23 protein-coding genes are annotated in these 20,281 nt (G+C 67.2%); 8 read left to right on the top strand and 15 right to left on the bottom strand.

The window, feature by feature from the left end; translation table 11 throughout:
• Positions 1-96: 96 nt before the first annotated feature.
• Together HWX00_RS33965 and HWX00_RS33960 are read right to left on the bottom strand one after the other, a co-directional pair.
• On the bottom strand, positions 97-912 hold the full coding sequence (locus tag HWX00_RS33965) for a helix-turn-helix transcriptional regulator (RefSeq protein ID WP_226104071.1): 816 nt from the start codon (positions 910-912) through the stop codon (positions 97-99).
• Between the two features lie 128 nt (positions 913-1,040).
• Positions 1,041-1,517: a nuclear transport factor 2 family protein gene (locus HWX00_RS33960; protein ID WP_049036643.1), complete on the bottom strand. Its 477-nt coding sequence runs from the start codon at positions 1,515-1,517 to the stop codon at positions 1,041-1,043.
• A 332-nt stretch (positions 1,518-1,849) separates the two neighbouring features.
• On the opposite strand from HWX00_RS33960, the gene HWX00_RS33955 reads away from it, so the two are divergent.
• Positions 1,850-2,236, top strand: a complete 387-nt coding sequence (locus HWX00_RS33955; RefSeq protein WP_034189924.1) for a winged helix-turn-helix transcriptional regulator — start codon at positions 1,850-1,852, stop codon at positions 2,234-2,236.
• 293 nt (positions 2,237-2,529) lie between these two features.
• On the opposite strand, the gene HWX00_RS33950 is transcribed toward HWX00_RS33955, so the two are convergent.
• Entirely contained in the window at positions 2,530-2,901 is a 372-nt protein-coding gene (locus HWX00_RS33950) for a YXWGXW repeat-containing protein (RefSeq protein ID WP_034189923.1), read from the bottom strand.
• Between the two features lie 587 nt (positions 2,902-3,488).
• On the opposite strand from HWX00_RS33950, the gene HWX00_RS33945 reads away from it, so the two are divergent.
• A complete protein-coding gene (locus HWX00_RS33945; RefSeq protein ID WP_034189922.1) occupies positions 3,489-4,604 on the top strand; it encodes a porin in 1,116 nt (371 codons plus the stop codon).
• A 178-nt stretch (positions 4,605-4,782) separates the two neighbouring features.
• Here the strand turns inward: HWX00_RS33945 and HWX00_RS33940 are convergent, their stop codons facing one another.
• Positions 4,783-5,181, bottom strand: coding sequence for a GreA/GreB family elongation factor (locus tag HWX00_RS33940; protein ID WP_175027934.1), 399 nt, complete (start codon positions 5,179-5,181; stop codon positions 4,783-4,785).
• Between the two features lie 514 nt (positions 5,182-5,695).
• Between HWX00_RS33940 and HWX00_RS33935 the strand changes: the two genes are divergently transcribed.
• Complete coding sequence (locus tag HWX00_RS33935; RefSeq protein WP_034189920.1) at positions 5,696-6,025, top strand: DUF4148 domain-containing protein; 330 nt, start codon at positions 5,696-5,698, stop codon at positions 6,023-6,025.
• Between the two features lie 156 nt (positions 6,026-6,181).
• Here HWX00_RS33935 and HWX00_RS33930 read toward each other — a convergent pair whose 3' ends face one another.
• Complete coding sequence (locus tag HWX00_RS33930; protein WP_034189919.1) at positions 6,182-6,640, bottom strand: CBS domain-containing protein; 459 nt, start codon at positions 6,638-6,640, stop codon at positions 6,182-6,184.
• Positions 6,641-6,818: 178 nt separating this feature from the next.
• Here HWX00_RS33930 and ribA point away from each other — a divergent pair, with 178 nt between their 5' ends.
• Together ribA and HWX00_RS33920 are read left to right on the top strand one after the other, a co-directional pair.
• Positions 6,819-7,469: a GTP cyclohydrolase II gene (ribA, locus tag HWX00_RS33925; RefSeq protein ID WP_034189918.1), complete on the top strand. Its 651-nt coding sequence runs from the start codon at positions 6,819-6,821 to the stop codon at positions 7,467-7,469.
• Positions 7,470-7,625: 156 nt separating this feature from the next.
• The gene (locus tag HWX00_RS33920) at positions 7,626-8,192 is read left to right on the top strand and encodes a GNAT family N-acetyltransferase (protein ID WP_069706366.1); all 567 of its coding nucleotides are present in this window, start codon (positions 7,626-7,628) and stop codon (positions 8,190-8,192) included.
• Positions 8,193-8,213: 21 nt separating this feature from the next.
• On the opposite strand, the gene HWX00_RS33915 is transcribed toward HWX00_RS33920, so the two are convergent.
• Entirely contained in the window at positions 8,214-8,600 is a 387-nt protein-coding gene (locus HWX00_RS33915; RefSeq protein ID WP_124671085.1) for a VOC family protein, read from the bottom strand.
• A gap of 297 nt (positions 8,601-8,897) precedes the next feature.
• On the opposite strand from HWX00_RS33915, the gene HWX00_RS33910 reads away from it, so the two are divergent.
• Positions 8,898-9,188, top strand: a complete 291-nt coding sequence (locus HWX00_RS33910; protein WP_059557577.1) for a hypothetical protein — start codon at positions 8,898-8,900, stop codon at positions 9,186-9,188.
• 175 nt (positions 9,189-9,363) lie between these two features.
• Here the strand turns inward: HWX00_RS33910 and HWX00_RS33905 are convergent, their stop codons facing one another.
• The 3 genes from HWX00_RS33905 to HWX00_RS33895 all read right to left on the bottom strand — a co-directional run bounded on the left by HWX00_RS33905 (position 9,364) and on the right by HWX00_RS33895 (position 11,441).
• Positions 9,364-10,128 (bottom strand): hypothetical protein, encoded by a 765-nt coding sequence (locus HWX00_RS33905; protein WP_175027933.1) that lies wholly within the window; start codon positions 10,126-10,128, stop codon positions 9,364-9,366.
• A gap of 51 nt (positions 10,129-10,179) precedes the next feature.
• Complete coding sequence (locus tag HWX00_RS33900) at positions 10,180-10,788, bottom strand: acyl-homoserine-lactone synthase (RefSeq protein ID WP_049035377.1); 609 nt, start codon at positions 10,786-10,788, stop codon at positions 10,180-10,182.
• A 209-nt stretch (positions 10,789-10,997) separates the two neighbouring features.
• Positions 10,998-11,441, bottom strand: coding sequence for a DUF4902 domain-containing protein (locus tag HWX00_RS33895; RefSeq protein ID WP_175027932.1), 444 nt, complete (start codon positions 11,439-11,441; stop codon positions 10,998-11,000).
• Positions 11,442-11,514: 73 nt separating this feature from the next.
• Here HWX00_RS33895 and HWX00_RS33890 point away from each other — a divergent pair, with 73 nt between their 5' ends.
• On the top strand, positions 11,515-12,234 hold the full coding sequence (locus tag HWX00_RS33890; RefSeq protein WP_034189911.1) for an autoinducer binding domain-containing protein: 720 nt from the start codon (positions 11,515-11,517) through the stop codon (positions 12,232-12,234).
• A gap of 42 nt (positions 12,235-12,276) precedes the next feature.
• Here HWX00_RS33890 and HWX00_RS33885 read toward each other — a convergent pair whose 3' ends face one another.
• The 6 genes from HWX00_RS33885 to HWX00_RS33860 form a co-directional block, all read right to left on the bottom strand.
• On the bottom strand, positions 12,277-12,984 hold the full coding sequence (locus tag HWX00_RS33885) for an MgtC/SapB family protein (protein ID WP_006483946.1): 708 nt from the start codon (positions 12,982-12,984) through the stop codon (positions 12,277-12,279).
• A gap of 307 nt (positions 12,985-13,291) precedes the next feature.
• Complete coding sequence (locus HWX00_RS33880) at positions 13,292-14,836, bottom strand: TolC family protein (protein ID WP_175027931.1); 1,545 nt, start codon at positions 14,834-14,836, stop codon at positions 13,292-13,294.
• Complete coding sequence (locus HWX00_RS33875) at positions 14,823-16,853, bottom strand: FUSC family protein (RefSeq protein WP_175027930.1); 2,031 nt, start codon at positions 16,851-16,853, stop codon at positions 14,823-14,825. Before HWX00_RS33875 ends, HWX00_RS33880 begins: the two co-directional genes overlap by 14 nt.
• Positions 16,834-17,883 (bottom strand): multidrug transporter subunit MdtN, encoded by a 1,050-nt coding sequence (mdtN, locus tag HWX00_RS33870; protein WP_175027929.1) that lies wholly within the window; start codon positions 17,881-17,883, stop codon positions 16,834-16,836. The genes HWX00_RS33875 and mdtN overlap by 20 nt, the downstream gene beginning before the upstream one ends.
• Complete coding sequence (locus HWX00_RS33865) at positions 17,880-18,173, bottom strand: hypothetical protein (RefSeq protein WP_034189907.1); 294 nt, start codon at positions 18,171-18,173, stop codon at positions 17,880-17,882. The genes mdtN and HWX00_RS33865 overlap by 4 nt, the downstream gene beginning before the upstream one ends.
• A gap of 277 nt (positions 18,174-18,450) precedes the next feature.
• Positions 18,451-18,858, bottom strand: a complete 408-nt coding sequence (locus tag HWX00_RS33860) for a LysR substrate-binding domain-containing protein (protein ID WP_175027928.1) — start codon at positions 18,856-18,858, stop codon at positions 18,451-18,453.
• A 254-nt stretch (positions 18,859-19,112) separates the two neighbouring features.
• Between HWX00_RS33860 and HWX00_RS33855 the strand changes: the two genes are divergently transcribed.
• Entirely contained in the window at positions 19,113-20,258 is a 1,146-nt protein-coding gene (locus tag HWX00_RS33855) for a metallophosphoesterase (RefSeq protein ID WP_175027927.1), read from the top strand.
• Positions 20,259-20,281: the final 23 nt, after the last annotated feature.

Below are 20,281 nucleotides of genomic sequence, written 5' to 3'. Positions count from 1 at the left end.
CCGACGCGTTGCTGCCGTCGGGTGAGTCAGATACTAGGAGCGGGGCGGCCGGCTGTCTGTCGTCGTTTTGAGGACAACGTGCGACAAAGGCGGCGTTTACCGGCTGCGGTCTTCCTGCGCTTCGTCTTCGGTCACGCACCACGCGAACAGCCCGGCGCGGTTCGCGACGCCGAGCTTCGCGAGCGCGCGGCCGAGATAGGTGCGCACGCTGCTGGCCTTGAGCGCGAGCGTGTCGGCGATTTGCGGGACGGGCCGGCCTTGCAGCACCGCGCGGCAGACGAGCCGCTCGCGCTGCGACAGCGCCGCGCCGCTGGCCGACAGCCGCTGTTCGAAGCGCAGCAGCAGCGCGCCGTCGTCCGAGCGCGGCGTCAGGCGGGCGAGCCGCGCATGCTGGATCAGCAGCGGCAGCACGAAATCGCCGAGCTGCCGCAGCAGCGCCAGTTCGGCCAGCGTATAGGACGGCTGGCCGCGCCGGCGGAACAGCGAGAACGCGTAGACATAGTCGCGCTCGCTGCCGAGCAGCGTACAGTCCTCGCCGAGGTCGCCGAGCGCGAACTGGCGGCCGTACTCGGTCGCCGTGTCGATTTCGTCGTTGCAGGAGAACACGAGCTGCGAATCGGTCGCGCGCTCGATATGCGGGAGCAGCGTGTCGTCGCGCCAGTCGCCCTGTGTATACAGATCGAGTGCGTGGCGCGTGCCGTCGGGATCGTCGCCGCCGGCGAAGAACAGCACGTCGACGCTGTTGACCGAGTGGGACGGCGCGTCGCGCCGGTAACGCGTCGCGACGCTGTAATGGGATTGCGGATCGACGGTTTCGCGCAGCCACGCCCAAAGCCGGGCGGGAAACTGCGGACTGCCGAGGCTGGCGACCAGGTCGCCGGCGTTGCTCAGGGAGATATGGGCGGGGTTCATCGTTGACACCGTCTTCGCGAACGGCCGCCTTGGCGGGCCGTGCTTCGCCTGCACCGGAGCGGCGGCGAAGCACGATTGTAGGGGACTTCGCGCGCGCAGGGCACCCGCGCTTGCCCGCCGCCCGCGCGTCAGAACATCGTGTTCCGGTTCGCGGCCGTTTCGGGCACCGGCTGGATCACGTCCCAGTGCTCGACGATCCTGCCGTCCTTCACGCGGAAGATGTCGACCACCGCTTCGCCGCGATCTCCCGGACGCTCGGTCGCGTGCACGTGCAGGTACACCAGGTCGCCGTCGGTCGCGCTGCGGACGATGCGTGCGCGCGAGGCGGGGTTCTTCTGGAATGCGCCGACGAAATACGACACGAACGGTTTCTTGCCGTCGGGCACGTGCGGGTTGTGCTGTTTGTAGTCGTCCGCGACGACGGTGGCGGCCTCGACCGCTTCATGCTTGTTGAAGAAGCGGTCGTAGAACGTCAGCACGAGCTGGCGGTTGGCCTCCTCGGCGGCCAGGTCGCGGGGAGCCGGGGCGGCAGCCAGCGCGGCCGCCGATGCGGCCAGCAACACGCATGCGGCAACGACGCGAGCGGGGGAGCGGAACGATGACATGTAGCGGTTTCCTTGTCTGACGGTTCGTGGATGCGCGCATGTGATGCGCGACTGCGGGGGCGACGCTCGTGACGATCGACGACGGTCGGTCGCGCGAAACCGCCGGCACGCATGCCGGCCGATGCGCGGCGATCGGACGCAACGCATGCATCGTTACTGCGGCCGATACGGCGGCGCCGCGCCATCGTCATGTTTCGTTGAACTGGCGAATCCCGGCAGTTGTCGGGGCGATCGAATGGTACAGTTGCCGCGAACCCGTCACAAGAAGTCATCGCGGTGTGAACAGGTCACACCGCGATGACCATGCGTTGCCCGTGAAAGAGAGTCCAGTCATGCCGTTGCCGTCCGCCGACGAATCCGTCGAACTCGATCAGCCGTGCCCGATCCGCGATGTCCTCGATCGCATCGGCGACCAGTGGAGCCTGCTCGTGCTCGAGGCGCTGTCTGGCGGAACGATGCGTTTCAACGAACTCGGCCGCGCGATCGGCGATGTGTCGAACCAGATGCTGTCGCGTACGTTGAAGCGGCTCGAGCAGGACGGCTTCGTCAGCCGCACGCTGTTCGCCGAAGTGCCGCCGCGCGTCGAATATGCGCTGACCGAGCTCGGGCGCTCGTTCCTGACGCCGATGCAGGCGATGATCCGGTGGGCCGACGAACATCATCGCGCGATCTGCGCGGCGCGCCGTCGTGCGCGAGAACTGGACGGTGGCGGGCGTTGAGCGGAATGCACGGACCGTTGCGTCGATGCACGGCGTGCCGCGGAAGGTGCGCGATGGGGTGACGCACGGCCGAATGCGTTTGCATCGGCATCGATTGATTTCGTTATCCGAACGGTGCCGTCAGGATGAATGACCGGGACGATGCGTCGATGTATGCGTCGCGAAGGTGTCCGGGCGTGGGCGGGACGGTGCGTTGATGGCGGGCCACGCGTCCTGATGCGACGGCGCGAACGGCGCCGCTTCCCGCGTGCCGTCCGGCGCCGGACCGTCGTCGCCCGGCGCCGCGCGGCGGCCTATCGCCACGAGCCGTCGACGTAGACCCATACCGGCCCCTGGCGGCGCCAGTAGCCGGGTACCCAGCGACGTCCGGGGCGTCGTGCGACCCAGCGGCCGGACACCCATATATAGCGGCCGCGCTGCCAGCGCCAGTAGCCATCCGTCCATATATAGCCGTGCGGCCGGGGCGGCGGCGGCCGGCGGTCGTGCCGGGCCGCCGGCGGCGCGAGATGCGGGCGATCGTCGTACGGCGGCCCGCCGGGTACGCGGTTCGGGCCGGACGGCCGATACACGGGCGGTGCGGGCTGGGCCGAGGCGGCGCGCAGCCAGCCGGTCCCGGCAAACGCGGCGGTCAATCCGATGGCGCGCAACAACGAGCGTCGATTCATGGCGTGTCCTGTGCAGTATTGAAGGCTGCCTTACATTAGCCTGCCGGTACGCCCGCCGGGTTACGTGAGCGGTTAAGGCTGTTACTGCGTGTCACGGCAGGCGCAAACCGCCTGTTCCTTTCTGCCGGCTGACGGGGATGTCGCCCGCGACGCGGCCGCCGCATTCTGTTTACCGATGGTTGCCAGTGTTTTAGGCGCCCGACGCCTGAAGATCGAGATCAAAGCAGGTAAAAATTACTGTTTTGGGGCGCTTGGCCGGATCCGTTTGTTGTTTCTATGCAACCGTCAAGACGATGACATGTAAGAATGGTGCGATGAAGGCCTCCAAAATGCTGTCGTCAAGAGGTCAAAAACAAGCGTTAAAACAAATACTTATGACTAGTCCCCACTTTCATTATTTCTAGTTCTGGAAAAGCTTATTTCTTTATTTGCGGATCGCTCCCCTAGGGTACACCCCTAAACTCACGGTTCCCAAACGGGCAACTATCCGGGCGTGGCCAGCAGGACCGATGGCACTCCCGGGCGGTTGAAGACCGTTTATGAACAAGGTCGCGAGACCTGCCTCTTTTTAGAAGGGAGCTCCACGAATGAACAAGACTCTGATCGTTGCAGCAGCTGCAGCATCGTTCGCTACCGTCGCTCACGCGCAAAGCAGCGTCACGCTGTACGGCGTGCTGGACGCAGGCATCACCTACCAAAGCAACGTCCAACCGGCACTGGGCCAAGCTGGCAAGTCGCGTTGGTCGATGGGTTCGGGCATTGACCAGAGCCGTTTCGGCCTGCGTGGTTCGGAAGACCTCGGTGGCGGCCTGAAGGCAATCTTCACGTTGGAAAGCGGCTTCAACATCGGTAACGGCCGCTTCGCGAACGGCAACGGCGGCATGTTCAACCGCCAGGCTTTCGTCGGCCTGTCGAGCCAGTACGGCACGGTCACGCTGGGCAAGCAGTATGACGCAACGCAAGACTACCTGGCGCCGCTGACGGCAACGGGCTCGTGGGGCGGCACGTACTTCGCGCACCCGCTGAACCTCGACCGTCTGAGCACGAACGGTGACGTCGCACAGAACAACACGATCAAGTACACGAGCGCGAACTACGCTGGCCTGCAATTCGGCGGCACGTACTCGTTCTCGAACAACACGAACTTCGGCAACAACCGTGCATACAGCGCGGGCGCTGCATACCAGTTCCAAGGTCTGAAGCTCGCAGCTGCATACTCGCAAGCGAACCTGGGTGACGGCACGAACGCAAACGGCGCAACGTCGTCGGCGATCGGTGGCATCGCTAGCCAAGGCCGCGTCCGTACGTACGGCGCTGCTGCTGGTTACGCATTCGGCCCGGCGCAAGTCGGCGCAGCGTGGACGCAAGCGCGTCTCGACAACAATGCTGTTGGTGTGAGCACGCTGCGCACCGACAACTACGAAGTCAACGCAAAGTACAACCTGACGCCGGCTCTCGGCCTGGGTGCTGCTTACACGTACACGAACGCGAAGATCAACAACGGCAGCACGCACTGGAACCAGTTCGGCCTGCAAGCTGACTACGCACTGTCGAAGCGTACGGACGTCTACGCACAAGCTGTGTACCAGCGTGCAGCGAAGAACGGCATCGGCGCATCGATCTACAACGGCGACGTCAGCACGCTGCCGAGCTCGTCGATCAACCAAACCGCAGCAACGGTTGGTCTGCGTCACCGCTTCTAAGCGTGACGGCGGGGTAACCCGCTTCGCAGCATCAAAAAAGGCGCCTTCGGGCGCCTTTTTTTTGTCTGCGGAATGTGATGTCGACGATTCGCGTCGTCCGGATGCAAAAAAGCGAGGCGCGTGCCTCGCTTTTTTCGTTGTGCGTCGGTGTTGCGCGCGGCACTGGCCGCCGGTGACGTCAGCGCGTGTACTCGCCGTTGGCTTCCGGCTGGAACACGATCGCGGAGACTTTCATCTGCTTTTCGGCGCCGCTCGGCTGCATCACCTTGACCATCTGGCCACGCTGCGTGCCCAGCAGCGCCATGCCGACGGGCGAGAAGACGTTCAGGCGGCCGAGTTCGAGATTGGCGGCGTCCGGATAAACAATCGTCCAGGTCGCCTGTTCCTGGGTCGCTTCGTCGAGCAGCGTGATCTGCGAGTTCATCGTGACGACATTGGCCTTGATGGCGTCGGGCTGCACGATGTCGGCACGCTCGAGCAGCGTGTCGAGCATGGTCTGGAAGTGCGGGTTCTGTTCGGCGTGCTTCTCGAGGCGAGCAACGTCGAGTTCGGTCAACTGGTAAAGGCGTTGTTTCATGGCAGTTCTCCAAATGATCGGCAAGGGCAGGCGTGGCGTGCCTATGGGGATCGCCCGGAGCCTGTCTGACCTGGCTCCGGGAGGAGACCGAGCCGTCAGATCAGGCGCCGGGCAGGGGCGAGCGGTGCCTGGGCCGTGCGTCGAGCGAGGGGATGCGCCGGATGGCCGGCGTGCGCGCGCACGCCGGCCGGGCCGGACGGCGAAACCGAAAGGAGCGTGAGCGCGTACATGGTGGATGGAATATCGGCTGGCGATTAAAACCTTACGATTCTACAACACAACCTTCGGGATATGTGATCCGGCTGTTGGCGTTTCGTCAGCGATTGTTGTGCATATAACGCAAGTTGCGCGGGCTGTGTGCGGAAATATTTGGTGATTTTTTCCAAAATTGCAACGCTGTATGTTCCAACTAAGGGTTTCCCCTTGGAGTGACGCGCACTACACTGGATTCATTCGCTTCAGACAGGGTCCTGCCGAGGCGACGTCAAAAGAGAACATATTCCGGAGGTAAATCATGAAGTCGATCATCTACGCAGCCATCGCCGCATCCGTCCTTGCCGCACCGATCGCATCGTTTGCACAGTCCGAACAGGGGCTGACGCGCGACCAGGTCAAGGCCGAACTCGTGCAACTCGAACAGAACGGCTACAAGCCGCTGGCGAGCGATGCGCAGTACCCGAGCAACATCCAGGCAGCCGAACAGCGGATCCAGCCGAACCAGCCGATGCTCGCGCAGGCCGATACGAGCGGCTACGGCGCCGTCGCGACGGGCGCGGGCCAAGCCGGCCGCCGCGTGACGCGGGAAGCACCGAATCCGGTGAATTCGGTCTACTTCGGCAACTAATCGAACGTCCCCGGTCTGCCCGAGCGCACCATTCAAACGACGAGACGCGCGCCGTTTGCGCGCGTCGTTCGCCCGCTGGAGCAGAACCTCCGTCGCCGCATGTCGGCGGCTTTCCGCCCAGACGCTGACGCGTTTGGGCCTTTTTTGCTGCGCGGATCAGGTCGAAGCGACCGGCGTGCCGTGAATGTAGTGTTCGAGCTGGCTGATCGTGAACTGCTGATCGGCGATCACGCTCTTCACGAGGTCGCCGATCGAGATGAGGCCGACCAGCTTGCCGCCGTCGAGGACGGGCAGGTGGCGCATCCGGTGCTCGGTCATCAGCGCCATGCACTCGTCGGTGGATTGCGACGGTTCGACGTAGCGTACCTTCGCCGTCATGATTTCCTCGACGCGGGTCGCTTTCGATGAACGGTCCTGCAGGACGACCTTGCGCGCGTAATCGCGCTCGGTGACGATACCCGCGATGTCGTCGCCGTCCACGACCAGCAACGCGCCGATCCCCTTTTCCGCCATCAGCTTGATGGCGTCGTAGACGAAATCGGTCTTCGTGACGGTGTAGATCGTGCGGCCCGAATCAGGCTTGGCCTTGAGAATCTGCGCGACAGTCGTGCTCATTCGCTTTCTCCGTGTGCAGGTCGATACAGGGAAGGCAGGGCGTTGGTGCGCGACACCCGTTGAGCCCAGTATAGCCGGGCGCGCAGTGGCAGTCGCGTGACGTTTCCAGATTAGCGGTAAACTCCCGTCACGCACTATCCACACAACTCCTACATTCCTGAACGTTTCGATTCAATTCATGATGTCTTCGCGTCCCCAATCGCCCGCGCCGGGCAATGACCAGGCTGACGAGTGCGTGACACTCGTCGCCACCGCGTCGCTGCCTACGCGTTACGGTACGTTCAAGTCATACGCGTTTCGCGTATCGGGCAGCGATGCCGAACATCTTGCGCTCGTGATGGGCGACGTGGCCGGCGAGCAGTCGGTGCTGACGCGGCTGCACTCCGAATGCCTGACCGGCGACGTGTTCGGCTCGTATCGCTGCGATTGCGGCGAGCAGCTCGACCTTGCGTTGCGCTACATCGCGGCGGAAGACCGCGGCGTGCTGTTGTACCTGCGCGGTCATGAAGGGCGCGGGATCGGCCTGAGCAACAAGATCCGCGCGTACGCGCTGCAGGAGCAGGGGCGCGACACCGTCGAGGCGAACCTCGACCTCGGCCTGCCCGACGATGCCCGCGAATACGATTCGGCCGCCGCGATCCTGCGGATCCTCGGCGTGACGTCAGTGCGGCTGATGAGCAACAACCCGGAGAAGTTCGACACGCTCGCGAAGCACGGCATTCCGGTCTGCGAACGCGTGGCGCTGGCGGTGCCCGTACGCGAGGAAAACGAGCGTTATATCCGCACGAAGCAGACGAAGTTCGGGCATTACTTCGAGGAAAACGAGTAATCGCGATGGGCGCACCCGTGCCCGTTTCTCGTGGTTTGTTCCATCGATCGTCGCGCCCAGACGCGACGATCGAGCTTCCTCCTTCGTCAGCCGCCCCGCCTTCGGGTTCGTGATGTCACCAGCGTTCCGCTGCCGCCCGTGCGATTCTCATCACCCATGTCCACCCTCTCGAAGATCGAAACCGAACGCCTGATGCTGCGTCGCTGGCGTGCGTCGGATGCGGGTGCGCTTTCGGCGATGCATGCCGATTCGGACGTGATCGCGTGGCTCGCGCGCGGCCCGATGTCCGTCGACGAGGCGAGCGACCTCATCGCGCGCTTCGACGCGCATTTCGATGCACACGGCTTCGGCGTGTGGGCGGTCGAACGTCGTGCCGACGCGACGCTGATCGGGCTTTGCGGTCTGTCGCATGAAGCGCGTGCAACCCATCCGATGGCGCCGAGCGTCGAGATCATGTGGCGGCAGGCGCGCCACGCGTGGGGGCAGGGCTACGCGCTCGAAGCGGCTGCCGCCGCGCTGGCCGACGGGTTCGGCCGGGCCGGGCTCGGCGAAATCTTCGCGTGGACGGCCGACACCAACGTGCGGTCGCGGCGTGTGATGGAACAGATCGGCATGCTGCGCCAATCCGCGCGCGACTTCGATCATCCCGCGTTGCCGGACGGGCATCCGCTGCGGCCGCACGTCGTGTATGTCGCGCGCGCCGGCGGTGTTGCCGGCGCGTAACGGCTCACGCGTCTGCGCGTGTCAGCGCCACGTGCCGTTCTGCAGCACGATCCGGTAGCCGTCGGCATCCTCGAAGGTCTGGCCGGATATTTCCCAGTACGGATTGAACGACGTCACGGGCATGAAGCCATGTGCGGCGGCGCGCTCGCACGCGGCTTCCCATTCCGGTCGATCGGGCAGGTAGAAGACGATCAGGTCTTCGGGTGTGGGCGACGGCGCGATCGGATGATCCGGGCAGTGCGTGAATTCGAAGTGATAGTCGAGGCCTTCGCGTCCGAGCATCACGCCGGAAAAGCCGTCGTGATCGTCGAAGCGCGCGAGGACCGACAGGTCGAGGGCGTCGCGATACATGCGCTCGGTGCGGGCGAGGTTGCTGACCGGGCGGGCAATGCGCAGATGGGCGTGCAAGATGACCTCGGCGAAGAGTGGCAGGCCCGGTCAATGATAAGCGGACCGATCGGGATTGCGTGACGCGAGCGGATCGCGTCGCGGCGCATGCTCGTCGTATCGAACGATATCGATTCGTTTCGGCCAAACGAAGCGGAGGGTCGACTCCCGACTCGCTCAAGTACAACAAACATGACGCTTCAGATTCAGTATGTGCACCGCGGCCGCCGCATGTCTGCGGAGCCCTCAAATCCCGGCCTTCCGCAGCAGCCTGCTGTTCGACGTGCGGATTCGTGCAGGTCGGACGGGAGATGAGGAATGAGTAAGCCCGATCTGCGTCGGCCGGTTGCCGGACCTTATCGCCAATCGCGATGGGCGGCCGGACTGGAGGCCGTCTTTGGATGGGTGGCCAAGGGCACGTTGGTACTGGCCGGGCTGGCGATGGTCGCGTTGATGGCACTGACGGGTGACGTCGGCGCCGTGACGGACCTGCCGTCGACCAGGAAGGGTTGGCTATACCTGTTGTTGATCCTGGTCGTGGCGCTTGCGCTGATATTTACGGTGTATCACTACTGGCTGCACCCGGCCGGCGCACGTCCGGCGGGTTAGCCGGAACGGAAAATGATGTGGCCCCGAGATCCGCGCAGGCAATAAAAAAGCCCGCTGCTTGAGCGGGCTGAATCCATGTTTGGAGACATGGAGGAGACAGACGTCAATTTAAGGGAAAACCCGGACGCTTGCAAGCGCTAGTTGTATCCATGCAACTGGCAGCCGCGTGATCCATTCACATGCCGCCGGCCCGCGCATGTGCCGCAAACGCGCCGAACCGCTCCTGCGCGACGGGCAGCGCGTACTTGTCGCGCATTTCCGTCTCGATCCATGCACAGGCCTCGCGTGCGCAGTCGGTCAGCGCATGCCGCGTCGCATGGCCGTCGATGTCGTAGACGAAGCGTACGCCGACCTCGTCGTCGGCCACCTGGCGCTCGAGCTGATTGAGCTGCAGTTGCGGCCCGTGCTGCTGCGACAGCACGCGCAGCTCGTCGAAGTGATATTCGAGCCAGTCGGCAAAGAACAGCGCGTCGCTGTGGCACGGCAGGCGAAAGGCCGTGCTGCGCGACGGGCGCGGGGCGGCCTCGCCGGCCGGGGCGAGCGGCGCGCTGTCGGCGGCGCGGGTCGTATCGACGGGCGCCAGCGGGTGCCGAATGTGCCGGTACGGTGCGCGATCGCGCAGCGCATGCCACAGCAGCTCGTCGCCGGCGGCGCCGGACGGCTGCATCGTCAGGTCGTGCTGGCCGCCTCCGGCCGGAGCGGTGCCGCGAATCACGAGGCGCAGCGAGCAGAGCGGCTCGTCCGCGACCAGCAGCGTCGCTGGGCGCGGCAGCCCGCAGACGAGCGGCGCGGCGCCGGCGGCGCGAAACACGAGCCCGCGGCGGTCGAGCCGCACGAGCGGCAGGGGCCTGGGAAACGACGGATAGGCGACCGCAATGCGGGCGCCGCCGGCGCTCGTCAAGCCGGGCATCATCGCGCGAAAGACCTGAGACTGGTCCACGTTGGTTCTCCTTCGTTACGATGCCGCCCGGACGGACACGCGCGTTCCGGCTCAGGCGGCGATGGCTTGCCGGGTTGCCTGCCCCGGCTCGATTCCTAGCGCGGCAAACGTTTGCGGATCGATGTCGATCCAGCACGCGACCACCAGACGACCGTCCACCTGTTTCGGCGGGCCTGCGCGGTGCGCGTGAATGCCGATCCGGCGGAACAGCCGCTCCATGCTCGCGAACGTCACGCCGATCAGCTGGCGCGCGCCGAGCTGCGCCGCGCATTCGACGACCGCGGCCAGCATCGGGCGCACGGCCCACTCGGCGTTGCCCGGGCCGCCTTCGTCGTCGGTCGCCGCGAACCTGGACAACTCCCAGACGGCGGCCGATTGCGGCAGCGGCATGTCTTCGGCGATCAGGTCGGCGAACAGCGACTTCAGCAGGTACGGGCGCGTGGTGGGCAGCAGGCGCGCGCATCCGCACATGTCGCCGCCGGCGTTCCTCGCGAACACGTAGACGGTATCGTCGCGATCGAACTGGTCGCGCTCGAAGCTTTCGTTCGCCGACGGAAGCGCCCAACCGAGCTGTTCGACGAATACGCGGCGCCGATAGCGCCCTAGATCCGCTGCAAGTTCGTGTGGCAACCGCCCTTCCTCGTGAACGAAGGTCCGCATGGTGTCCTCGGATCTGTGCTTTTGTATGCGTGCATTACATCGCGCGGCACGAGGGAGCTGTAACTGGTAACTCTTACAGGGTGGCGGCCCAAAGGCGCCATTTGCGGCGTGGTAACGGTTTCTTGATCGACGGGATTGAAAACTGGACGGCTTTTGCTTATAAAGAGCGCCAGTCTTGCGAAATGATCAGAGGAATACGCGGCAGGTTGTCACTGGAGCGTGGGACCGGCATGATAGGTGTCGTTGCGACCGAGCACGGCCGACGCGACCGCGGCGGGCCAGTCCATGCCGGCAAGCCGCGCGGCGAGCGCGGCGGCCGTGCGGACCATGCCGATGTCGGCGCCGGTGGCATCGACGACCATCACGTTGCTGCGGACGTCGCCGCCCGCGATCACGAACGTGCCCGTCGCGCGTTCGAGGTACCAGTCCCAGCCGACCGTCACGTAAGGGGCGCCGGCACTGGCCGCGCGGTGCCATTCGGTGTAGCCGGCGAGGCGTGCGTCGATCGCGCTGTCGCGCAGTTCGGCCAGCAAGGATGCGTCGAGGCCGCTCGAGACATGGTCGAGTGCAAGCACGGCCAGTGCGTCTTTTGACAGGCGTACGTAGCCGTCCGGGGACGGGCCGGGGACCGGGTGCAGCAAAGGTGAGGTCATGCGCGGAATGTATCAGCCTCGAACGGGTGCTGGAACCTGACAAGTATGACAGCGTGACGTTGTCGGAGAACGAATGGAACTGCGCTGGCAGGATGCCTATCAACAATTCAGCGCCGCGGAAGACGAGCAGCAGCTCTTCCAGCGGATCGCCGCCTATTCGAGGCGGCTGGGATTCGAATACTGCTGCTACGGCATTCGCGTACCGCTGCCCGTATCGAAGCCGTCGGTCGCCATCTTCAATACCTATCCCGACGGCTGGATGGCGCACTACCAGGCGCAAAACTACATCGAGATCGATTCGACGGTTCGCGACGGCGCGCTGAGCACCAACATGATCGTCTGGCCGGATGTCGACCGGATCGACCCGTGCCCGCTGTGGCAGGACGCGCGCGATTTCGGGCTGTCGGTGGGCGTCGCGCAGTCGAGCTGGGCGGCCCGCGGCGCGTTCGGCCTGCTGAGCATCGCGCGCCATGCCGACCGGCTGACGCCTGCCGAAATCAACATGCTGACGCTGCAGACGAACTGGCTCGCGAACCTGTCGCATTCGCTGATGAGCCGCTTCATGGTGCCGAAGCTGTCGCCCGCGGCGGGCGTCACGCTGACCGCGCGCGAGCGCGAGGTGCTGTGCTGGACGGCCGAGGGCAAGACCGCGTGCGAAATCGGCCAGATCCTCAGCATCTCGGAGCGGACGGTCAACTTCCACGTCAACAACATCCTCGAGAAGCTCGGCGCGACCAACAAGGTCCAGGCGGTCGTGAAGGCGATTTCGGCCGGGCTCATCGACGCGCCGTGACGCAGGCGAGGGCGGCGCCGGATGCGGCGGCCGCCACGCCGCTCACTCCATCATCGGTTCCGCTTCCTTCGCGGTCCAGCTCACGCTGGAAATGCTCTTCTCCATGCTCATCCGGCTCGCGATCTGTTCGAGCTTCTGCTGATCCTTCGGATGCAGCTTCAACGTCGCGGTCACCTTCAGCCGGTCCGGCTGATCGGGTACGTCCTCGCTCGTCAGGCTCTGGAACGACAGCGGCTTCGCGTACATCGCGTTCGACAGCAGCGTGCGGATGTGCACTTCGTCGGCGGCCAGGCAGATCACCGTGATCTGGTATTCGCGCACGAGATCGGCGTTCGAGACGGGCGTCGCGTTGATCGCCTGGCTGACACCGCGCAGCACGGTATTGGTGAGCAGCACGACGCCGGTGCCGGCCAGTGCGGGCACGTAATGGCCGGAGCCGGCCAGCACACCGACGGCGGCCGAGCACCACAGCGTCGCGGCCGTGTTGATGCCCTGGATCGAGCCCTTGTCGCGCATGATCACGCCGCCGCCGAGAAAGCCGACGCCCGACACGACGTAGGCGGCGATCTGCGTGACGCCCGCGACGCCATTGCCGGTCAGTACGCCGAGCGTGACGAACAGGCACGCGCCGCTGGCGACGAGCGTGATGGTGCGCAGGCCGGCCGTGCGCTGGCGCATCTGGCGCTCGAGGCCGATGGCGACGCCGCAGGCGAACGCGGTGAAAAGACGGAGTGCGAAATCGAAAGTCATGGTTGTCCTGCCGTGCAAGAAGCGCGCGCCGGCCGTCGTCGCCGCGGCGCAAGGCCATGGGCGACGCGTGGACGGCCGTCATCGCGCGGTACTGTACCGCGCGAATGCGTCATTCAGTGTGTAACGGGGGGCGTGCGGGCTCGCGGAACGCGAGCCGGGGCAGGAGAACTGCGTCGGACAGGCGTTCAGGCGGCAAGCGGCGCACGCAACGGAGTGCTGCAACTGTCCACGATGGTTCCTGAAGGAAGAATGGGCGGCATTCTAGTGGGCGGCGCGCGCAGGCGTCAACCGCCTTGCGGCGGCCGTGCTACTGCGCGGCGCCGATCGTGCCCGTCGCGAGCGCGAGCGCGGCGGCGGCCGATAGCGCGCCGGCATAGCTGTCGACCTCCGCGTTTCGGGCCGCGAGCAGCTGGCTCTGCGCGATCGTCGCATCGGTGACCGAGCCGACGCCGTTGCGGTACGCGGTCAGCGCCGCGTCGTAGCTGGTCTGCGCGGCATCGACGAGCGCCTTGGCCGCGTCGTGCGACGCGAGGCTCGTCTGCACCGCGTTCTGCGCGGCGACGACCTGCCGCACGGCTTCCTCCTTGGTCCGCGTGAGGCGCGCGGACGCGCTTTCCGCATCGTTGCGCGCCTGCATCAGCACGGCCGAGCGCAGGCCGCCGTCGTACAGCGGGATCGTCACGCCGAGAAACACGCCGCCGCCGTAGCGGCTGCCGTTCAGGTTGACGGTCGGCGCCTGGTCGCCGATCGCCGGTAGCGCGGAAATGGCCGTGCCGCCACTCGCGTATGACGTCGACGCGGACAGGAAGATCTTCGGCATGAACGCGGCTTCGGCGGCCTTGATCTTCGCGCGATTGGCCTTTTCGAGCGCGAACGCGCCCTGCAGGTCGGGGCGGCGCGCGATCGCATCCGACACGATTGCATCGACCGACGAGCCGAGCGCGGGTGGCAGCGGCCGCTTCGGCAGCGCGGCGATCGTCGGCTTCGACAGCGGCGAGATGCCGAGCGCGGAGACGAGCGCGAGGTAGCTGTCGCTTTCCGCGCCGTTTGCCTGGACGAGCGCGAGGTTCGCCTGCGCGCGGTTCTGCGTCGCCTGCGCGAGCTCGACGACCGTGCCGACGCCGTGCTTGAGCCGCGCGCGCGCCGCCGCGAGGATCGCGTCCGCGTTCGCGAGACCCTGCTGGGCGCTGACGGCGCGCGAGCGCGCGGCTTCGTAACGGTAGTACGAGACCGTCACGTCGTGGATCACCTGCTGGTGCACGGCCGTGAACGCGACGTTCGACGCGATCGAGGCCTGTTCGGCCGCTTCGACGCGCGCCGCGCGACCGCCGAAATCGAACAGCAGCCATTGCAGCGACAGCGCCGAAATCGTGCCGTGCACGGTGGTGTCGCTCGACGAATCGCCGAGGATCGTGGACGTCGAGCCGTGGCTCGTCTGGTACGCGCCCATCGCGGTCGCCGACAGGCGCGGCAGGTAGGCGGCCTTGGCGAGGCCGACCGCGAGCGCCGCATTGCGTGCGTCGTTCCATGCGATGCGGGTGAGCGGGTTCGCCGATTCGGCGAGATCGATCAGCTCGGGCAGCGTGTACGGATGCGCGGCATCGAGCACGGCCGGCGGCGAGACCGACGCGAGCGCCGGCGACGCGGGCAGCGTGTAGTCGTGCGCGCCTGGCGCGGACGCGCGCGGCGGGCCCGGCACGATGTCGCCCGCGGCCGACGTTTGCGGCTGCCACGGGCGGTCGGATGCCTCCGGCGCCAGGTCGATCGACGACGTCGCGCAACCGGCCAGTGCGACGGCGGTCGCGAGGGCGGCTACGGCGATCGAGGCGGCCGGCGGTTCAGGTCGACGCATGGGGGGCAGGCTCCTTCGGTGTGGCTGGACGGGCGGCGTCGGCGATCTGCGCGAGCCGCGTGTCGATCAGGTTCAGCAGCGCGTCGCGTGCGGGGTCGGTGGGGGCGGCGCCCGGCGGCGCGGCCGAGGGTGCGCGGGCGTCCGGACGGGGCACGGCGTTGTCGCCGCCCGGTTCGGTCACGCGCGCGAGTTGCGAGTCGATCGCGATGTCGCCGGGTTGGCGTTCGGCGAGCAGGAACAGCGGGCCTTCGAGCGCGCCGAGTTCCGCGAGCGCGCGCCGCCGCGTGGCCAGCCACGTCGCGGCCGGTCGGACCCACGACGGTTCGTAATGGACCAGGCCGAGCTCCTGCGTGATCGCGCCATGGCGCGCGAACGCTTCGGCCGCGAGTGTGCGTCGCTCGGCCGGCTGCGCGATCCGCGCGATCCGCCGCCACTGGTCGAGCAGCGCGGCGAGCGCGACGTCGATCTGCTTGCCGATGCTGACGGGCCAGATGCGCGTGAACACGAGATACACGACGACGTTGCCGAGCAGGATGCCGATCGTGCGGTCGCGCGCGATCGTCAGGTCGAAGCCGGGGCCGGCGCCCTGGATCACGCACAGGAAAAACGCGAACGCGATCTGGAAACCCGCGTACGCGATGCGCGGCGAGCCGAATGCGATCCACGCGGACAGCCACGCGCCGGCGAACACGAGCGCCATCAGGTGGCCGACCGACGACAGCGCCGGCACGACGAACACGAGCGCGGCGGTGCCGAGCAGCGCGCCGACCATGCAGCCGACGATCCGCAGCGTGAGCTTCTCGACCGTTTCGGCCGTCGAGCCGAGCGACACGATGTAGCAGGTGACGACGCAGGTATGGATGCCCGACCAGTCGAGTTGCGAGTACAGCAGGTAGCAGAAGATCGCCGCGGCGGTCGTCTTCAGCGCATAACGGATGTGGTCGGGATTGGTGCGGGCGTCGGGCAGGAAGAAGCCGCCGCGTGCGGCCGGCGCGGGGGCTTCGGGTATGGCGGCAGGGGCGGCGGCCGCGGCATCGGCCGTCGCGCCCGGCTCCGCGAAACGCGTGATCGCGGCATGGAGGTCGGTCGCGGCGATGCGCGCGAGCGGCGGCAGCGCGTCGGCGGGCGGCAGCGCGAGCGTCACGTCGACCGGGTAGCCGCCGCGTTCGAGAATGGCGGCCATGTCGTCGAGCGTCGCGGCGATCGGCGCGGCGAACGCATCGGGCAGCCGTGCGTCCGGTTCGCGATCGGCCAGCGCGACGCCGACCATCAGCGCGGTGCTCGACGCGATGGCCTGCCGCAGCGCCGCGACGTCGGCGGCGCTCGACGAGCCTTCGAGTTTCGACAGCTTGAGCCACGTGAGCAACTGCTTGTCGCCTTCGCGCAGGCTCGCGTCGAACGCGGCGCGTGTATCGTCGCCGCCGCGCAGTCGTCGCGCGGCGAGCCGCAGCCGCTTCGCGAGTTGCGCGTGCAGGAGCTTGCGCGGCGACGGCGCGATCAGCAGGTTGACGACGATCGCCACGCCGACGGGGATCGCGATCGTCAGCCAGATATAGAGCAACGCGCGCGTCGCGGCCTCGCCGAACGGCGCGAGGCCGAGCTGGTCGAGCCCGAAGCCGACGATCATCGCGAGGATCGCGCCCACCGGGCGCAGCTTGCTGGCGGAAGTCAGATAGAGGAGGGCGACCGACAGCACGGCCATGCAGGCGACCCGCAGGATCGAATAGTCGATGCTGAAGATCGCGATGCCGAGCACGAGCCCGATCACGATCGTGACGATCAGCAGCAGCGCGGCCGCGAGCACGATGCTCGTCACGCGGTCGGCGCGGATCATGAAGAACACGACGTACGCGGACAGCGCGGCTTCGGGCGTGCCATTCGCGGCCGTCACGAGCGCGGTCAGCGCGCAGATGAGCGCGACGCGCACGGCGATGGCCGTGCGCCCCGGAAACGGCGCGAGCAGTCGCAGGACTTCGCGCGGGCCCGGCGCGCGAACGTCAGCGGCAGGCAGTGCCATGCCGGACCTCGACGATCGCGCTGGCGCCGACGCGTACGAGCGCGGCGTCGGGCTCGTCGAGCTTCACGCGCACCGGGAAGCGCTGCGCGACGTGCACCCAGTTCACCGAGTTCTGCACGATCGGCAGCGAGCGCGGCAGGTTGATGCGCGCGCTGTCCGCGATGCCGGCGCCGATGCCGACGACCTTGCCCGTCAGCGGGCGGCTGCGGTCGATCATCGAATAGACGGTGGCGCAATCGCCGACCGCGATGCGGCTCAGCGCCGTCTCGCGGAAGTTGCCGACGGCGAACCATTCGCGCGCGTCGATCAGCGTGAAGATCGACTGGTTCGGCGCGAGGGTTTCGCCGGCGAGCACGGTCAGGCCCGTCACGAGCCCGTCGTGCGGCGCGCGCACGACCGTATCGTCGAGTGCATGCTGTGCGCGTGCGAGCGCGGCTTCGCGCGCATGCAGCGTCGCGATCGCGTCGGCTTCGTCGCCGATCGTCCGGGCCGATGCGTGCTGCTGTTCCTGCGCCTGCGCGAGCGACACGGACGCGTCGCGCTGGCGGACCTTCGCCTGGTCGAACTGCTGCGCGCTGACGTAGCCCTGCGCGGCAAGCGGCGCGAGGCGGTTCACGTCGCGCGTCGCGAGATCGTAGTTCTGCGTCGCGCGCTTGACCTGCTCGGCGGCGACCGCCGCGTTCGAACGCTCGCCGATCAGCGAGCGGCGGCGCGTGTCGAGCGATGCGCGCGCGAGTTCGACGTCGGCCTGCGCCTGCGCGACCGACAGCCGATACGGCACGGGATCGATCTCGTACAGCAGGTCGCCCTTCGCGACGCGCTGGTTCTCGTGCACCGCGAGCTGCACGATGCGGCCGCCGACCGGCGACGCGACGTGCACGACGTCGGCGTCGATCGACGCGTCGTCGGTGGACGGGTAGGCCGCCGTGCGGTAGTACGCATACACGAGCGCGGCGATGCCGAGCGCGACGATCGCGAGCGCGATCACGCGGCCTTTCACGGACGGGCGGGGGAGTCCGGCGGCCTTCATGCGAACGGCCCCGTGCCGGTGAGCCAGACGATCACGGCGACCACGAGCCCGATCGCGGTGCAGACGGCGAGCTGGTAAGGCACGGTGGCGGCCCAGCCGGTCGCGACGAACACGCGGTGCGCGACGATCGCGCCGATGACGCCGACGATCGCGCTGACGAGCCAGAGCGGGAAATACGCGCCGAACAGCACGTACGACGGGGCGCCTCGCGACGCGCAGCCCGCGAGCGGCAGGGCGGGCGCCAGGGCGGCGGCAACGCGCAGGGGCGCGCGCGGCATTGTTTTTCTCATGGTGTGACGAGCTCGACGTTGGGGGTGGATGCCGGGCGCGGCGCAATGCGGATCGTCGCCGCGACGACGATTCCAGGGTACGGAGCCGATCATAAATCAGCGCGATGCGGATCGCCAGCCATCCGGCGCGCGTGCACGGCACGGGCGGTGCGCGCTCGCGGACGCGCCGACGGTCGTGCCGGTCCGTCCGGCCGCGCGTTTCCGCAACGATGGCTGGCCCGCCGCGATTCTGCCAGTGCACGCTCGCGTAGGGTTGCTAACGGACTGTAAAGGATCGTCAGATGAAAGAAGGGAGGCGGCTTTTGTCATGCCGACGCAGTGCAATGACGGTGGAAACGATCGATTGCTGCCTGACCGTATGCGAATCCGGCCGGTCCTGCCGGCCGGGCGTGGCCGCGAGCGCGAGGCGGGCGCGCCGGTACGGTATCGCTTGCAGCCCGTCGGTGCGCACGTCGTCCGCGACGATGCCGATGTCGGCCACGCCTTCCTGCACCGCGCGCACGAGGTGGGGGCTCGGCCGCTCCTGCGTGTCGATCGTCACGTCGGGGTAGTTGACGAGATAGTCGCGCGGCACGCGGCGTGCATGCGCAAGCAGCGCCTCACCGGGCGCGGTCGGCGTGACGCCCTGACTCGTGCGGCTCAGCGGGCTCGTCACGATCTGCTCTTCGAGATTCTCGATGCGCATGCTGGCTGCCGGCACCGGCAGGCCGCCTCCGCGATGGGCGTGAAGCGCTCGAGGTCGACGCGCTACAGCGCACGGACAGCACGGCGCGAGGACGGCCGACCGTCGCGTGAAGCCGCGCGGCCCTCCACCCGCGGCCGCGACCGGTCGTCACGGGCGGGATCTGTGTACCATCGTGCGTATGGCGCGACGTGCGGTACGGGACAGCCCCGTGCCGCGCGTCGCGGAAGCGGTATCGCAACGAAGGTGAGTGTTCCATGCGAAGTTTCTTTGTCCGGTTCATTGCAATCGGCGTGCTGTTCCATCTGTACGTCGGGATGCGGATCATTCCCGATGCATTCGCGTCGCCGGTCGCGCGCACGATCGCGGCGCTCGTGCTGGCGAGTTTCGTCGTGCTGATTCCGGTCGGCATGTTCTCGCGCCGCTTCGACGAAGGCTGGGCGGCGACGCTGGTCGGCTGGGCCGGCGCGCTCGTGATGGGTTTTTTTTCGTCGCTGCTGGTGCTGACGTTGCTGCGCGAGTTCGTGCTGCTCGGCGTGGTCGCGTGGCGGTATCTCGGACACGACGGCGGGTGGCGCGGCGCCGCGACCGACACGGCGCTCGGCGTGCTGGCGGCCGCGGTGCTCGTTACCGCGATCGGGTTCGTCGGCGCGCGCCGCACGGCGGCGGTCAAGCGCGTGTCGATTCCGGTGGCGGGGCTGCCGGCGGCGCTCGACGGGCTGACGATCGTCCAGCTGTCCGACATCCACGTCGGGCCGACGATCAAGCGGCCGTACATTGAACGGATCGTGCGTGCGGTCAATGCGCTCGACGCCGACCTGGTGGTCGTGACCGGCGACGTGGTGGACGGTTCGGTCAAGCGCCTGCGCGACCACACGGCGCCGCTCGGCCAGATGCGGTCGCGGCACGGCAGCTTCCTCGTGACCGGCAATCATGAGTATTACGCGGGCGCACACGAGTGGATCGACGAGTTCCGCCGCATCGGGCTGACGGTGCTGCTGAACGAGCACGTGCTGATCGAGCATGACGGCGCGCGCGCGGTGCTCGCGGGCGTGACCGATTTCACGGCCGGCGGGTTCGATCCCGCGCATCGCAGCGACCCCGAGCAGGCGCTGGCGGGTGCACCGCGCGACGTCGGCACGAAGATCCTGCTCGCGCATCAGCCGCGCAGCGCGGAAGCGGCGAATCGCGCGGGTTACACCGTGCAGCTGTCGGGCCATACGCACGGCGGCCAGTTCCTGCCGTGGCCGCCGTTCGTACGGATGCAGCAGCCGGTGATCGGCGGGCTGAACCGCTTCGGCGACATGTGGCTTTATACGAGCCGCGGCACCGGATACTGGGGGCCGCCGAACCGCTTCGGCGTGCCGTCCGAGATCGCGCTGATCCGCTTGACGCGTGGTTGAGGCCGGCGCAAGCCCGTTATCGG

It is taken from the genome of Burkholderia seminalis DSM 23518, from assembly GCF_902832885.1.
Classification (GTDB): Bacteria; Pseudomonadota; Gammaproteobacteria; order Burkholderiales; family Burkholderiaceae; genus Burkholderia; species Burkholderia seminalis.
This window is presented reverse-complemented; position numbering and strand designations above follow the sequence as displayed.